At 74.6% G+C, this 14,748-nt stretch carries 13 protein-coding genes and 1 riboswitch; of the genes, 9 read left to right on the forward strand and 4 right to left on the reverse strand.

Features of this window, described 5'->3' with window-relative positions:
* Nucleotides 1-19 precede the first annotated feature (19 nt).
* On the reverse strand, nt 20-1,318 hold the full coding sequence (locus tag NP048_RS03940; protein WP_227578177.1) for an EAL domain-containing protein: 1,299 nt from the start codon (nt 1,316-1,318) through the stop codon (nt 20-22).
* A 131-nt stretch (nt 1,319-1,449) separates the two neighbouring features.
* On the opposite strand from NP048_RS03940, the gene NP048_RS03945 reads away from it, so the two are divergent.
* From NP048_RS03945 to NP048_RS03960, 4 genes are all read left to right on the forward strand, one after another.
* Entirely contained in the window at nt 1,450-1,920 is a 471-nt protein-coding gene (locus tag NP048_RS03945) for a MarR family winged helix-turn-helix transcriptional regulator (protein ID WP_227578178.1), read from the forward strand.
* Entirely contained in the window at nt 1,917-3,326 is a 1,410-nt protein-coding gene (locus tag NP048_RS03950; protein ID WP_227578179.1) for an MFS transporter, read from the forward strand. The genes NP048_RS03945 and NP048_RS03950 overlap by 4 nt, the downstream gene beginning before the upstream one ends.
* Before the next feature lie 136 nt (nt 3,327-3,462).
* A complete protein-coding gene (locus tag NP048_RS03955; RefSeq protein ID WP_227578180.1) occupies nt 3,463-5,268 on the forward strand; it encodes a DUF4012 domain-containing protein in 1,806 nt (601 codons plus the stop codon).
* A 122-nt stretch (nt 5,269-5,390) separates the two neighbouring features.
* A complete protein-coding gene (locus NP048_RS03960) occupies nt 5,391-6,092 on the forward strand; it encodes an LPXTG cell wall anchor domain-containing protein (protein WP_227578181.1) in 702 nt (233 codons plus the stop codon).
* Between the two features lie 79 nt (nt 6,093-6,171).
* Here NP048_RS03960 and serC read toward each other — a convergent pair whose 3' ends face one another.
* Nucleotides 6,172-7,314: a phosphoserine transaminase gene (gene serC / locus NP048_RS03965; RefSeq protein ID WP_227578182.1), complete on the reverse strand. Its 1,143-nt coding sequence runs from the start codon at nt 7,312-7,314 to the stop codon at nt 6,172-6,174.
* A 127-nt stretch (nt 7,315-7,441) separates the two neighbouring features.
* Here serC and NP048_RS03970 point away from each other — a divergent pair, with 127 nt between their 5' ends.
* The 4 genes from NP048_RS03970 to NP048_RS03985 all read left to right on the forward strand — a co-directional run bounded on the left by NP048_RS03970 (nt 7,442) and on the right by NP048_RS03985 (nt 11,249).
* Nucleotides 7,442-8,131 (forward strand): iron-dependent transcriptional repressor DtxR, encoded by a 690-nt coding sequence (locus NP048_RS03970; RefSeq protein WP_227578183.1) that lies wholly within the window; start codon nt 7,442-7,444, stop codon nt 8,129-8,131.
* A gap of 224 nt (nt 8,132-8,355) precedes the next feature.
* Nucleotides 8,356-8,583: riboswitch (cyclic di-AMP (ydaO/yuaA leader) on the forward strand.
* A 123-nt stretch (nt 8,584-8,706) separates the two neighbouring features.
* Nucleotides 8,707-9,363, forward strand: a complete 657-nt coding sequence (locus NP048_RS03975) for a C40 family peptidase (RefSeq protein WP_372456839.1) — start codon at nt 8,707-8,709, stop codon at nt 9,361-9,363.
* 244 nt (nt 9,364-9,607) lie between these two features.
* The gene (locus tag NP048_RS03980; RefSeq protein WP_227578185.1) at nt 9,608-10,156 is read left to right on the forward strand and encodes an HNH endonuclease; all 549 of its coding nucleotides are present in this window, start codon (nt 9,608-9,610) and stop codon (nt 10,154-10,156) included.
* Nucleotides 10,157-10,316: 160 nt separating this feature from the next.
* Nucleotides 10,317-11,249: a universal stress protein gene (locus NP048_RS03985; RefSeq protein WP_256769441.1), complete on the forward strand. Its 933-nt coding sequence runs from the start codon at nt 10,317-10,319 to the stop codon at nt 11,247-11,249.
* A gap of 36 nt (nt 11,250-11,285) precedes the next feature.
* Here the strand turns inward: NP048_RS03985 and NP048_RS03990 are convergent, their stop codons facing one another.
* Nucleotides 11,286-11,768, reverse strand: a complete 483-nt coding sequence (locus NP048_RS03990; protein WP_227578187.1) for an Lrp/AsnC family transcriptional regulator — start codon at nt 11,766-11,768, stop codon at nt 11,286-11,288.
* Between the two features lie 152 nt (nt 11,769-11,920).
* Here NP048_RS03990 and NP048_RS03995 point away from each other — a divergent pair, with 152 nt between their 5' ends.
* The gene (locus NP048_RS03995; RefSeq protein ID WP_227578188.1) at nt 11,921-13,171 is read left to right on the forward strand and encodes a hypothetical protein; all 1,251 of its coding nucleotides are present in this window, start codon (nt 11,921-11,923) and stop codon (nt 13,169-13,171) included.
* Between the two features lie 353 nt (nt 13,172-13,524).
* Here the strand turns inward: NP048_RS03995 and rocD are convergent, their stop codons facing one another.
* The gene (rocD, locus tag NP048_RS04000; RefSeq protein ID WP_227578189.1) at nt 13,525-14,748 is read right to left on the reverse strand and encodes an ornithine--oxo-acid transaminase; all 1,224 of its coding nucleotides are present in this window, start codon (nt 14,746-14,748) and stop codon (nt 13,525-13,527) included.

Here is a 14,748-nt window from a genome sequence, read left to right on the forward strand (position 1 = left end):
TCGCCGACCGGCCGGGCCGTCACGCGTGCGCGTGGGCCCAGTGCGTCGCGACGTCGTACCGGTCCCAGCGCGGGGCCATCGGCCCCTGACCCGTGCTCGCGTTGACCAGGATCGCGGTCTGGCGGAGCGTGAGGCCCACGAGTCGCGCCCGCTCGAGGACCTGGTCACCCGGGTCCTCGGTGCGCGGACGCAGGACGGGCGCGGGACGGCGGCGCGGGTCGACGGCACTGCGCGACGTGGAGAGCACAGCGATGCCGTTGCGGGTGGCGTGCTCGAGGATCGCGAGGAGCACCGCGCTGTCCTCGGACGTGACGCGCGCACCGGCCTCGAGGTGCGGGTCGAGCAGGATTCCGTCCATCGGCAGCTCGTCGAACGCCGCGAGCGGCTCGCGGCCCGACCCGTAGCGGGTGAGCACGATGCGGTGACCGCGGCCGCGCAGCGTGCGCAGCGCCTGCTGCACCTCGTCGAGGACGGCGAGCCACGCGGACACCCCGATCCACATCCCCGGTGGGCACCGGTCGATGAGGGTCTGCGTGAGCGTGGCGCGTGCCGGGCCGGTCCCTGACAGCACGGCGGTGACGTCCCACAGGACCGGGTCGTCGCCGGGCTGTGCGGCGACCACGTGCGGCATCGCCTCGTGTGCTGCGGCGGCCCCGTCGACGGACCGCGGTGACCGCGTGAGCGAGAGCAGGCTCTCGGCGCGGTCCGCGGCGACGTCGTCGACGCGGAAGGCCTGCAGACGCACCTGCGTGCCGAACTGCTTGCCGGTCGCGGCGTCCCACAGGGGGCGGGCACGCACGGCCCCGGCGGCCCACTGGTCCTGCTCGGGGACCACGCCGCGGGGCAGGACGAGTCGCTCGAGAGCGCGGGCCACCACGTCGGACGACTTGCGTGACGGGCCCTGGGCGGCGGACATGCGCGGCACGGCCCCGGCGGCACGGGACACGCGGGCGCGCAGCTCCGGCAGGCGGCTGCGGAGCTGCTGGGCGTCCTCGTGCGTCCCCATGCTGAGGTAGGCCACCGCTGCCTCGCCGATCGCCACCACGCTGCCGCTCTGCCCGGCCCAGTGCTCCAGGTCGCGGCACAGGACGCGCTCGGCGACGTCGAGCCCGCGTGCGCGTCCGGGCAGCGCGTTCGTGGTCGCGGTGTCGTACGCGAGCGTGACGACCGTGAGGACGGCGTCCTCGGCGCGCATGCGCGGGCACTCCGCGTGCAGGGAGACGGCGGTGGCGCGGTTCGTCACTGGATCGGTGGTGGAGGCCATCAGGCCCTCGACCACGAGCGCGTCGTTCGACACACCCCAGTTCGATCCGTGCATCGAGCCTCCCCCCCGGGCCTCGACCCTGGCGCATGACGCAGCGGGCGCGCAAGTCGCCCGAAGGGTGAGATGGTGACCAGTGGTAAGGATCACAGGTCCTGACCCGCAGTAATGATGTAGGGTAACTACTCGTGTCGACCGTCTCCTCGAGCCCCCCGGCAGAGCCCGCCACCGTGTCCGCAGGTGCGGACCTGAGCCTTGCCGCCGACCTGCGGGTGACCCTGGGCCGGGCCACCCGCCGCATCAAGGCCGAGCGCGGGGAGGCCGGGCTCTCGGACCCCCAGTTCAACGTCCTGGCGATCCTCCTGCGCGAGGGGCCGACGAGCCCGGGGCGGCTCGCCGAGCACGAGCGCATCGCCGCTCCCGCCATGACCCGCACGGTCGGGTGCCTCGCCGACCGTGGCCTCGTCCGCAAGGACGAGCACCCCACCGACGGGCGTCAGGTCGTCGTCAGCCTCACCCCCGAGGGCGAGGCCGAGGTCGCCGAGACCCGCCGCCGCCGTGACGCCTGGCTCTCCGCACGTCTCGCGGGTCTCGACACCGCGGACCGCGCCGTGCTCGCGCAGGCCGCCGAGATCCTCCGGAGGATCACCGCGTCGTGAGTGCCACCTTCTCCTCCCTCTCCATCCGCAACTACCGGCTCTGGTTCGCCGGCGCGCTCGTCGCCAACGTCGGCACGTGGATGCAGCGCGTCGCGCAGGACTGGTTGGTCCTGACCGAGCTGTCCGACGAGTCCGGGATCGCCGTCGGCATCACCACGGCCCTGCAGTTCGCCCCCACGCTCTTCCTCTCCGCGTGGGCCGGGCTCCTGGCCGACCGCTTCGACCGGCGCAAGCTGCTGATCGCCACGCAGGTGGGGCAGGGGGTGCTCGCGGCCGGGCTGGGTCTGCTCGTGCTGTCCGGGAACGCCCAGCTGTGGCAGGTGTACGCCTTCGCCGGGCTGCTCGGCGTCGTCACCGCGATCGACGGGCCCGTCCGGCAGACGTTCGTCGCCGAGCTCGTCCCCGCCGGTCGGCTGTCCAACGCCGTGGGCCTGAACAGCGCGTCGTTCAACGCCGCACGGCTCATCGGTCCCGGTCTCGCGGGCCTGCTCATCGCCGCGGTCGGCAGCGGCTGGGTCTTCGTCATCAACGCCGTCACGTTCGCCGCGACCATCGTCTCGCTCGTGCTCATGCGCCGCACCGAGCTGTACCCGATGCCGCACGCGTCGCGAGCCAAGGGGCAGATCCGCGAAGGCATCGCCTACGTCCGCGGCCGCTCCGACATCATCGTGATCATGGTCGTGGTCGGCGTCGTGTCGACCTTCGGCCTCAACTTCCAGCTCACCAGCGCCCTCATGGCCCGCACCGAGTTCGGCCGCGGCGCGCAGGAGTACGGCATCCTCGGGTCGATCCTGGCGATCGGCTCGCTCACGGGTGCCCTGCTCGCAGCCCGCCGGGAGCAGCCGCGCGTCCGCCTCGTCATCGGATCGGCCTTCGCGTTCGGCATCACGACGGGCGTCATGGCGCTCATGCCGACGTACACGTCGTTCGCCGTCGCCTGCATCCCCGTCGGGTTCGCGTCGCTGACGATGATGACCGCCGCCAACACCTGCATCCAGATGACCACGGACCCGAAGATGCGCGGGCGTGTCATGTCCCTCTACATGATCGTCTTCCTCGGGGCGACGCCCGTCGGTTCACCGATCGTCGGATGGATCGGCGAGACGTTCGGCGCCCGCTGGTCGATCGGCGTCGGCTCGATGTCCGCGGTGCTCGTCTCGGTCGGTGCCGCCTGGTGGGTCCGCGGCCACTGGGACGTGCGCGTCCGCTACCACGTGACGTCGCGCCCGCACATCGAGGTCGTCCACCCCGCGGACCGGGTGCCCGCCGACCAGCTGCCCGCGGACCAGGTGCCGGCTCCGGCCGGTGACCAGGACGCGCCCACCGCGGCAGGGGAGCGGCGCGCCCAGGACGCGCCCGCGCGGGTGCGCGCGCAGGACGCCGCGGACTCGCAGCACGCTGCCTGATCCGCACGCCGAGCCCGCCGGCCGCACCGCAGGGCGCGACGCGCTGGCGCGACACACTGGGCCGAGCGGGCGGACTCACGGGTGAAAGGACGCCCTCGCGTGATGTCCGAAACGTCCGGCGTGCCACGATCGCCCCGTGGACACGACGGGAGCGCCGGTCGAGCACGACGGCCCGGCGCAGGTGGTCGGGCGGCAGGCCGAGCCGACGGCCGGGCCGCGCGGGCGGCGCGTGCTGGCACGCGTCGTCGTCGTCGTGCTCGTCCTGGTGCTGCTCGCCGTCGGGTGGGTCGCCGTCCGCGCCTGGCAGGCGGCGTCGGCGCTGCAGGACGCGCGCGCGTGGCTGGGTGACGTCGAGCTCGACGCGACGTCCGTCGACACGGTGACCGACTCCCTGCCCGAGCTGCAGGAGTCCACGCGCCGGGCCGCCGCCGCGTCGGCCGACCCCGTGTGGCGTGCTGCCGAGGTGCTCCCGTGGGCGGGTGACCAGCTCGAGGCGGTCCGGGTCGTCTCGACGTCGCTCGACGCGGTCGTCGTCGACTCCCTGCCCGCAGTCTCAGATCTGCGCGCGCTCGCGGGCGGTGGCCTGCGCCTGCCCGACGGGCGGTTCGACGTCGCCGCCCTGCGCGCGGTCGCCGCACGCGTCGAGACTGCGGCCGCCACCGTGGCCGACGCGCACGCCGACGTCGCGGCGCTCGACCCCGACGCGCTCGTGGGGCCGCTCGCCGACCCGGTGCGGCAGGTGCAGCACGCGCTCGCGCGGATCGACGCCGGCGTGGGGCCTGCCGGCAGGGTGGCCGGGGTGCTGCCGGGGATGCTCGGCGGGGACGGCCCGCGCACCTACCTCGTCCTCGCGCTCAACACCGCCGAGCTGCGCCCCGCCGGCGGGATCGTCGGCAACGTCGTCGCCGTGCGGGTCGACGACGGCGCGGTGACCCTCGTCGACAGCCTCTCCACCGTCGACCTGCCCGGCCTGCCCGACACCGTCGCGCCGCTCACGGCGGAAGAGCTCGACACCTGGGGGCCCCGCCTCGGCAGGTGGATCCAGAACGCCGTGCTCACGCCCGACTTCCCCCGTACGGCCGAGCTGGTCGCGGCGCGCTGGGCGCACTCCGTGGGCGGGACGGTCGACGGCGTCGTCGCGACCGATCCCGTCGCGGTGGCCGGGCTCGTCGGCGCCACCGGGTCGGTGGCCGACCCCGACGGCGGCACCCTCGACGCGGCCGGGCTCGTCGACGCGCTGCTGCGTGACTCCTACGTGCGCCACCCGGACCCCGCCGCGGCCGACGCCTACTTCGGCGCGGTCGCGGCCAACCTCGTCGCTGCCGTCGGCACCGGCACGGGCGACCCGCAGGCGTTGCTGCTCGCCGCCCGCAGCGCGGTGGACGAGCGGCGGGTGCGGGTGTGGTCCGCGCACCCGCAGGAGCAGGAGCGGCTCGCCGCGACCGTCGCGGGCGGCGCGTTCACGTCCGAGGACCTGTTCGTCGACCAGCCGGGGGTGTTCCTCGCGGACGCCACCCAGGGCAAGCTCGGCGCCTACCTCTCGACGGACGTCACGTTCCGTGACGCGCGGTGCAGCGGGCCGTCGCCGACGGTCGACGCCGTGCTGCACCTCGACTTCCGCCCGCCCGACGGCGTCGAGACGTGGGGGCCGTACGTCACCGGCGCACCGGGACCCGAGGTGGCGCTGGGCACGCTGCTCACCAACGTGTCGGTGTGGTCCGCCCAGGGCGCTGCGCCGCTCGTCGTCACGCGCGACGGCCGGCCGGCCACCGGCCGGGTCACGACGGTCGCCGGGCGCACCGTGCAGGAGGTCGCCTCGCGGCTCGCCCCCGGGCAGACGCAGGAGCTCGTGGTCACCGTGCCGCTGCAGGACGGTGCCGCCCAGCTGTGGACCACACCCACGCTGACGTCGCCGGGAGCCGCGTCCTACCGCTGCGAGTGAGGGCGCGCACGGTCGGGTGAAAGGCGCCCGAACTGTCCGGTTTCACCCGAATGGCGATAGATTCCGCGCACCCCTGGGGAGAGGATGAAGCACGAAATGTCCGATTCCACGTGGGAGCCAGCATGCGCGCGTTCATCAGGGTCTGCGCCGTCGCAGGCCTCGTCCTGGCGGCCACGGGCCTCGGCCCGGCCGCGACCGCAGCGACCCAGCAGCCGGTGCCCCCGCCGGCCGACGGCTGCACGCGGGGCGTCGACGACTACGGGGCCGAGCTGCCCTGCGAGGTCGACGTCACCATCCTGACACCCGTCTGCGACAACGACGTGCCGAAGCTGCGGTACGCCGTCACGCCGGTGGGCACCGACAGGACCAGCGTCACCATCGCGTTCGTCAACCCGGGCGGTGACGACGTCGTGTACGCCGACCAGCCGCTGACCGGGACCGTGCTGTGGCCGGGCGCCGTCGTCGGTGCCGACGGCAAGGGTGCCGACTGGCCCGGCTGGCGTCTCGAGGGCGGCACATGGGTCGAGGGCGACGAGTTCGACTGGGTGCGCCCGTCCGTCGAGGTGACGTTCCAGGTGAACCCCGGCGCGTCGGCCGTCGTCGGGTACCCGCCGTCGAGCCCCGTGTGCCTCACCGGGCCCGAGCGGTCCGACGTCCTCGTGGCCGGCCCCGACGCCCCCGGCGCGGGGGCCGCGCCGGTCGCCGAGCGGGCCGAGGTGCTCTCGGCCACGGGCTCGTCCGCCGGCCCTCTCGCGCTCATCGCGAGCGGGCTCGTGCTCGCGGGGGTCGGTGGGGTGCTCGCCGCCCGGCGCCGTCGCGCCTGACGTCGTCCGACGCGCCTGCGACGCGCACAGGGCCCGGCACCTCGGGGTGCCGGGCCCTGTGCGCGTCGTGGGCAGCGGGTCAGCCGAGGCGCTGCACGACGTGGTCGATGCAGGCCGTCAGCGCGAGCACGTCGTCCGGGTCGACCGCCGGGTACATCCCGACGCGGACCTGGTTGCGGCCCAGCTTGCGGTACGGCTCGATGTCGACGATGCCGTGGCGGCGCAGCACTGCGGTGACCGTGGGCGCGTCGACCTCCGGCGCCAGGTCGATCGTGCCCACCACGGGGGAGCGCAGCGCCGGGTCCGCGACGAACGGTGTGGCCCAGTCCCGGCTCTCCGCCCACGCGTACAGGTGCCCCGACGACGTGGCGGTGCGCTGGGCCGCCCACGCGAGCCCGCCCTGCTCGAGGATCCAGTCGAGCTGCTCGGCCAGCAGCACCAGCGTCGCGAGCGCCGGGGTGTTGAGGGTCTGGTCGGCGCGGGAGTTCGTCACGGCGGCCGTGAACGACAGCGACTCCGGCACCCACCGGCCCGCACCCTCGATGCGGGCCGCCCGCTCGACGGCCGCCGGGGACGCCAGAGCGAGCCACAGCCCGCCGTCCGACGCGAAGGACTTCTGCGGGGCGAAGTAGTAGACGTCCGTCTCACCGACGTCCACCGTCGTGCCGCCCGCGGCGGACGTGCCGTCGACGAGCACGAGCGCGCCCGCCTCGCGCGAGCCCGCGACCCGGCGGACCGGCGCGATCACGCCCGTCGACGTCTCGTTGTGCGGCCACGCGTACACGTCGACGCCGTCCGTCGGCGGCGGCACCGCGACCTGCCCGGGAGGTGCGGTCGTGACCTCCGGGACGGCGAGGAACGGCGCCCGCGTCGTCGCCGCGGCGAACTTGGCCCCGAACTCCCCGAACCGTGCGTGCGCCGCCCGGTCCTGCACGAGGCACAACGTGGCGACGTCCCAGAAGAGCGTCGACCCGCCGTTGCCGAGGACGACCTCGTAGCCCTCGGGCGCGTCGAACAGGGCGGTCAGGCCCGCCTTGACGCGGCCGACGAGGGTACGCACGGGCGCCTGCCGGTGGGAGGTGCCCAGGAGCGTGCGTCCCGCCGCGGTCAGGGCGTCGAGCTGCGCAGCGCGCACCTTGGACGGGCCGGACCCGAAGCGCCCGTCGCGGGGCAGCAGGTCGGCAGGGATCGTCAGGCGGGCGATGGCGTCGGCGTCGGGCACGAGCCGAGGATATCGACGCGGCCCGCGCGTCGGCGGCCCCGTCCGCGCGGGTGGGGCCGACTACCCTGGGCCGCAGCACGCGGCGCGGGTGTTCCCGGCCGTTCGACGCGACGTGGGAGGCCGAGCGGTGAGCGACCTGATCGACACGACCGAGATGTATCTCAAGACGATCTACGAGCTCACCGAGGAAGGCATCACGCCGCTGCGTGCCCGCATCGCCGAGCGCCTCGGGCACTCCGGCCCCACCGTGTCCCAGACGGTCGCCCGCATGGAGCGCGACGGCCTGGTCGTCGTGACGGGGGACCGGCACCTCGAGCTGACGGGCGACGGGCAGGCCAAGGCCGTGCGCGTGATGCGCAAGCACCGGCTGGCCGAGCGCCTCCTGACGGATGTCATCGGCCTGGACTGGCCGCACGTCCACGAGGAGGCGTGCCGGTGGGAGCACGTCATGAGCGAGCGCGTCGAGAAGCGCCTGGCCGCGCTGCTGGACCACCCGCACTTCGACCCGTACGGCAACCCGATCCCCGGGCTCGACGAGATCGGCGAGGAGCGGACGCCCGTGCGGTTCCTCGACGGTGTCGTGCCGCTCACGGCGCCCGGGGCGGCGGCCGACGGCACGGCCGTGATCGCGCGCATCGCGGAGCCGTTGCAGGTCGACGTCGAGCTGCTGACGCGGCTCGCGGACGCGGGGGTGACACCCGGCGCGCGCGTGACGGTCGCGCGGGCTGTCGGTGTCGTCACGGTGGGCGTCGAGGGGGCCGGCACGGTGCTGGACCTGCCGTCCGACGTCGCCCGGCACGTCTTCGTCGGGGCCTGATCCACGGCGCGACTCTCGTGACCTCCGCCACCGCGCGGGTGAGTCCGGTTTACCCCGAACTGGTACGGGCTGGCGCGACTCAGCGGGCGTTCGGTCGGCGTGTCGCCCGGCGTGTCGGACGGTCGTCCATAACTTCTTCGAGATCTTCGTGACCGGAGCGTGACAATCCACGAGCGCGTCATGTACGTTCGACCTGCTTCTCGGAACCCTCCTCCAGGAAGCCCTCGAGCGGAACGCCGAACCCTGCCGCCGCTCGCAGGTCCGTACGACTCGCCGGCAGGGGCGGGGGAACCACATTGTGGGCATCGGAACCTCGGTGCCCTTGGGGTGAAGCCGGGACGACGGCGCGACAGCGGTGCACGCAGGTGCGCAGCAGGTCGTGACGGATGACCGGCCGGGTGTTCTCCCACCCGAACCCGACAGCTCACCTCGTAGGCGACCGGAGAGGCAACTCGTTGTCCGAAAGCAACCACCGGGCGCGCCACCGCGCCGCGCGACGTCCTTCGACGCCGCTGACCGAGCTCGCGCACGCCGCCTCTGACCAGATGGGCACCGTCGGTCGACGCTCCGCTGTCGTGGCGGCCTCGTCCGGGCTGATGGTCTCCATGATCGCCGTCCCGTCCTACGCAGCCGAGCGTGACAGCGCCCCAGCGCTCGCCGCCGTCGACACATCGGCCCTGACGGCCTCCGCTCGCGCCGTCCTCAACACCTCGCCCGTCGTGGCGTCCCCGGCCGAGGCCGCGTTCACCGTCGACGCGCCGGTGATCACGGCTGAGAAGCCCGCACCGCCGCCGCCGCCCGTGCGCACCACGCGCGCCGCGTCCCGCACGGCCGAGCGTGCCGCGACGGCGTCGACCGCCGCCGCAGCGACCACGAGCAACCCGGTCCCGCAGTCGGTCGCCGGCAATGCCGTCCTCGAGATCGCGGCCCGCTACGTCGGAGTCCCGTACGTCTCCGGCGGCGCCAGCCCCGAGGGCATGGACTGCTCCGGCTTCACGTCGTACGTCTACGCGCAGCTCGGCATCACGCTGCCGCGCACGTCGTCCGCTCAGCGCAACGCCGGCACGGTCGTGTCCCGCGCCGACGCGCAGCCGGGCGACCTCATCTGGAGCCCTGGCCACGTCGGCATCTACGCCGGTGGCAACCAGATGATCGACGCTCCCCGCCCGGGCAAGACGGTCCAGTTCCGGGCCATCTGGCAGAGCAACCCGACCTTCATCCGGATCGGCTGACACCGACCCGTGCCGCGAGGCCCCGACGACGCCCACGTCGTCGGGGCCTCGTCGTCTCTACGGAGACCGCGCACAGCCGCGCGGACGCTCCGCATCACGCCTGCGGACCACGCGCTGGACCGGTCTCGCCGACCCCCGCTGTGCACAAAGGTCGTGCGCGTACCCTGGTCCCGCATCCACGCTGTTCCTTCTCGTTCGCGGACCGGCAGCCAGCCGGTCCGACCCCCGAGGTCAGGAGTGCACCGTGCTGACGACCGCCGCCGACCAGGCCGCCCCCCACGACGTCGAGCGCGCCCCGGTGCCGTCACGAGCCCTGCTGCTGAATGCCAGCGGTGACCCGCTGTGCATCGTGACGCTCCATCGGGCGGTCGTGCTCGTGATGAGCGGCAAGGCCAACGTCGTGGAGTCCGACGGTCGGGTCCTGCACTCCGCGCACCTGGAGATGCCCGTGCCCGTCGTGCTGGTGCTCACGCGCTACGTCCACGTCCCGCACCGCCGGCCCGTGCCGCCGACGCGGCGCACGGTGCTGCAGCGCGACGACCACCGGTGCGCGTACTGCGGCGGCGGTGCGGACACGGTCGACCACGTGCAGCCGCGCTCCCGCGGCGGACGGCACGAGTGGACCAACGTCGTCGCCGCCTGCGTGCGGTGCAACCACCGCAAGGCTGACCGCACGCTGCACGAGCTGGGCTGGGAGCTCCCGTTCCGGCCGCGGGCGCCCCGGTGGTCCGTCACCGTCGGTGGGGCTGCCGGCCGGGCCGAGCCCGCGTGGTCGCAGTACCTCGTCGCCTGACCCGCGCGCCTCGACCCGGGGCTCCCGGGTGTCCGCGGGCCGGTCCGGCAACGACCACGTCGCGGGTCGTCCGGCGCTCGCTCGTCGCGCTGTGCCACGATGGCCGGGACCGGACACCGGGCCGGCGCGACGTGGCGCCGGACGCGACACGGAGGGCGACATGACGCGGGAGCACGAGATCCTCGTGGGGGTCGACGGGTCGACCGCCGGTCTGCACGCCCTGGACTGGGCGGTCGCGGAGGCCCGCAGGCGCGGCCTGGGCCTGCGGCTGGTCGTGGCCTACTCGCTCCCGTCGTTCACCGCGGCGTCGCTGGACGGCGGGTACGCGGCCCTCGACGACGAGACCATCCGCAGCGGTGCCCAGGCCGTGCTCGACGAGGCGCTCGCCCACCTGCGTGACCCCGGGGTCCCCGTGCACGGGCGGGTCATCACGGGCGACGCGGCGGGTGTGCTCGTCGAGGAGTCACGCAGCGTCGAGCTCGCCGTGGTGGGCACCCGGGGCCGGGGCGGGTTCGCGGACCGGCTGCTGGGGACGGTCTCGTCGGCGCTCCCTGCCCACGGCTGGTGCCCGACGGTCGTCGTACCGCTGCGGGGCGCCGACGGCGAGCCGCTGCGCGACGGCGAGACGGCGCAGGTGCGGCCCGTGCGTCGCATCGTCGTCGGTGTCGACGGCTCGCCACCCGCGGAGCGCGCGCTGCGTGCCGCGATCCGCGAGGCGCAGGCGTGGGACGCGGAGCTCTTCGCCGTCGCTGGTGTGCCGATCGCCTCGATGACGGGGGCGCTCGCCTGGCTGCCGTCCGCGATCGACCACGAGCAGGTCCTCAAGGACATGGCCGAGGGGCTGGGCGTCGTCGTCGACCGCGCGCTCGCCGACCACCCGGGCACCGAGGTGCGGCGCCGGGTGCTCGACGGCACGGGCGCCGAGCTGCTGACGGAGTTCTCCGCGGCCACCGACCTCGTCGTCGTCGGGTCACGAGGGCGTGGCGGATTCGCAGGTCTGCTGCTGGGCTCGACGAGCCAGGCGGTGCTGCACCACGCGCGCTGCCCCGTGATGGTCGTGACGACGCGCGGCGAGGACCTGACGGAGAGCTGACGACGCCCCTCACCGGGGTGCTCCCGGTCCGGGCGGTCAGGGCGCGTCGGTGACGGGGAGGGCGTCAGGGCGCCGCACGAGTGCCGACAGGACGATGGTCGAGCGGGTGCGGGCCACGAACGGCTCGGCCGCGAGCCGTTCGACGACCTCCTCGAGGTGGCGCATGTCGCGCGCCCTCACCTGGACGACCAGGTCGACGTCGCCCGTCACGGTGCTCGCCGACACGACCTCGGCGTAGCGCTCGACGGCCGTGCGCATGGTGGCCGGGCTCGTGGAGCCCTGGCAGAAGATCTCGACGAACGCCTCGGTGTTCCAGCCGAGCGCCGCGGGGTCCAGGCGCACCGTGAACCCGCGGATGACGCCGCGCTCCCGCAGCCGGTCGACGCGTCGCTTCACGGCCGGCGCGGACAACGAGACCGACGACCCGATCTGCGCGAAGGTCGCGCGGGCGTCGCGGGCGAGCGCCCGCAGGATGTCCTGGTCGATGGCGTCGAGCCGGTCGGGGTCCACGTGTCCCATCGTGGCGGAACCTGCGGTATCCACCGTCCGCCCGATCTGCACCAATGTGCAAGACAAGTGACCATATGTGCCCCCGATTGCGACACAGATCCTCAGGTCGGACGCTGCAGGTGCCGATGAGGTCGCAAGAGGCGACCACCCAGGGGGGACCGATGAGCGGACGGCAGGGCACCGGCGCGCGCCGGACGGGGGACCGGACCAGCGTCGCGGCCACCAGCGCACCACCGGCCACCGGGACGACGGCCCCCGCGGACACGGCTGCGCCTGCGGCGCCGCCCGTCAAACCGCTCATCCCGACGCAGGCGGGGCACCTCGTGTCCGCGCCCGTGCCCGTCGTGCCCGCGCGCGTGGTGCTCGCACCCACGGCGGCCACCACGGAGCCGTCGGCCTCGGAGCTGCCTGTCGCGGAGTCGCCGGCCCCGGCGCGGGCGCGCGCACCGCAGGTCGTGGCGCTGCTCACCGCGGCTGCCGTCCTCATCAGCGCCGGCGGCGTGTGGGCCGTCCAGCAGGAGCGCGGGGAGCGCGCGGACGCGCGCCGGGCCGCCCAGGCCCGCGTCGACGGCGCGTACCTCGCCCTGGCTCCGGAGCTTGCGACCGGTCGTGTCGACGGTCTCGTGGCCGGGACCGCGGTCGTCACCGCCCTGCGCGCCGACGCGAGCGCCACCGGCCGCGCGGCGGTCGGGCGTGCCGCGGCGACCCTCGCGGCGTCCGCACAGGCCGGGGATGCCCCGCGCGGGGCGTTGCAGGCCGCCATCGACGGTGCGACCGGCGCGCTCGACGCACCCGCCGTCTCGTTGACGTCGCTGCGGACGGCGAACGCCGCACTCGCCGGCCCCGAGAAGGCCGTCGTGGACGCGCAGGCCGCGTGGCAGGCAGCCGAGGACGCGCGCATCGCAGCCGAGGCCGCCGCGGCCCAGGCTGCCGCACAGGCGGCAGCCGCCCGCGACGCGGCCCGCGGGTCCTCGAAGAGCGGGACCACCCGCCGTGCGACGAGCGCGGGTACCGCCACCCGGGCGGGGACGAGGACCGGCGGGTCGGCCGGCGCGGTCGCGGCTCCCGCCGCTGCCGGGCTGCCCACCGCCGGCTCCGAGGCCTCGTCGGGTGACGTCGGCGCGGCCCTCAACGCCCACCGAGCCGCCAACGGGCTCGGCGGTCTGTCGATCGTGCGCTCCGGAGCGCGCGTCGAGCACGCGATGCAGATGGCCGCGTCGAACAGCATCTGGCACTCGGGGACGGGTGCCGAGATCGTCGGACGCGTGAGTCCCGGCAACGCGACGCGCATGATCGCCGCGTACGCCGCGTCCGTCGATCACAACAAGCTGATGCTCCGCGGGTACTCGACGGCGTACATCGGCGCCGTCTCCTACGACGGCTGGCTCTACACCTCCATCACCTTCGGCTAACCGGAACTCCTCCACCCCCAAGGTGGGCGCGAGAGCGCAATCCAGTCACCTTCGGGTACCCCCCGGGGGGCGTGAGAGTGCAATCCAGTCACCTCGTGGCAACCCCCGGTGGGCGTGAGAGTGCAATCCAGTCGCCCCCCGCCCTCCAGCGGTTCTCGGAGGGGCCATCCCGTCACGCGCTGGGGAGCTGGATTGCTCTCTCACGCCCACCTGGCGGGTGGGGGTGCGCTGGATTGCTCTCTCACGCCCACCTGGCGGGCGGGGATGCGCTGGATTGCACTCTCACGCCCACACCTGGCGGGCGGGGGGTGCGCTGGATTGCACTCTCACGCCCCGTCTGGTGGGAGGGGAGGTCAGGGGGTGGTGAGGGCGGCGGTCAGGTGGGTCAGGGCCTCGTGGAGGTCCGCCGGGTCGATCGTCAGAGGGGGAGCGAGGCGGATCGTGCCGCCGTGGGTGTCCTTGGCCAGGACACCGCGGGCGAGCAGCCGCTCGCACAGCTCGCGCCCCGACGCCGGACCGCCCGGCACCGACGGGGCTACGTCGAGGCCCGCCCACAGGCCGATCGTGCGCATGCCGGACAGCAGCTCGCGGTCCATCAGATCGGCCAGGTGGTCGGCGACGAGCTCGCCGAGGGTGCGGGCGCGGGCCTGCAGCGTGCCGGGCGTGAGCAGGTCGACCACCGCGATCCCGACGGCGCAGGCGAGGGGGTTGCCGCCGAACGTCGAGCCGTGCGTCCCCGCCGTCAGCACCTCGAGCACGTCCGCCCGGCCGACGACCGCGGAGACGGGCATGATGCCCCCGCCCAGTGCCTTGCCGAGCGTCACGAGGTCGGGCTGCACCTCGAACCGCTCGCACGCGAGGGTCGATCCCGTCCGCCCCAGACCCGACTGGATCTCGTCGGCGACCAGCAGGACGCCCGCGTCGTCGCACGCCCGCCGCACGGCCGGCAGGTAGTCCGACGGCGGCACGACGACGCCCTGCTCGCCCTGCACCGGCTCGAGCAGCACCGCGACGGTCGTCTCGTCGATCGCGGCGGCCAGGGCGGCCGCGTCCCCGTAGGGCACGGTGACGAAGCCGGGCGTGAACGGCCCGAAGCCGCGCCGGGCGTCCGGGTCGGACGAGAACGACACGATCGTCGTCGTCCGCCCGTGGAAGTTGCCGTCCGCGACGACGATCGTCGCGCGGTCCGCGGGCACGCCGCGCACCTCGTAGCCCCACTTGCGCACGGCCTTGATGGCCGTCTCGACGGCCTCGGCGCCGGTGTTCATCGGCAGGACGAGGTGCGACGTGCCCGTCAGGAGCGGCCCGACCAGCCCGACGAGTGCCTGCGCGAACGGCTCGAGCAGCTCGTGGTCGAACGCCCGGGACGTGAGCGTCAGCCGGTCCAGCTGCGCGTGGGCCGCCGCGACGAGCGCCGGGTGCCGGTGCCCGAAGTTGAGGGCCGAATACCCGGCGAGCAGGTCCAGGTACCGCCGCCCCGCGGTGTCGGTCACCCACGACCCCTCACCCGTCGCGAGCGTGACGGGCAGCGGGTGGTAGTTGGGTGCCAGGGCGGACGTCGCGGCGACGGTACGCAT

Source organism: Cellulomonas xiejunii, from assembly GCF_024508315.1.
GTDB lineage: Bacteria > Actinomycetota > Actinomycetes > Actinomycetales > Cellulomonadaceae > Cellulomonas > Cellulomonas xiejunii.

What these genes read in the sequence shown, in the direction of transcription:
- NP048_RS03940 (WP_227578177.1), bottom strand. Translation starts at nt 1,318, where the DNA reads ATGCACGGATCGAACTGGGGTGTGTCGAACGACGCGCTCGTGGTCGAG.
- NP048_RS03960 (WP_227578181.1), top strand. Translation starts at nt 5,391, where the DNA reads ATGCGCGCGTTCATCAGGGTCTGCGCCGTCGCAGGCCTCGTCCTGGCG.
- NP048_RS03985 (WP_256769441.1), top strand. Translation starts at nt 10,317, where the DNA reads ATGACGCGGGAGCACGAGATCCTCGTGGGGGTCGACGGGTCGACCGCC.
- NP048_RS03990 (WP_227578187.1), bottom strand. Translation starts at nt 11,768, where the DNA reads ATGGGACACGTGGACCCCGACCGGCTCGACGCCATCGACCAGGACATC.
- NP048_RS03995 (WP_227578188.1), top strand. Translation starts at nt 11,921, where the DNA reads ATGAGCGGACGGCAGGGCACCGGCGCGCGCCGGACGGGGGACCGGACC.
- rocD (WP_227578189.1), bottom strand. Translation starts at nt 14,748, where the DNA reads ATGCGTACCGTCGCCGCGACGTCCGCCCTGGCACCCAACTACCACCCG.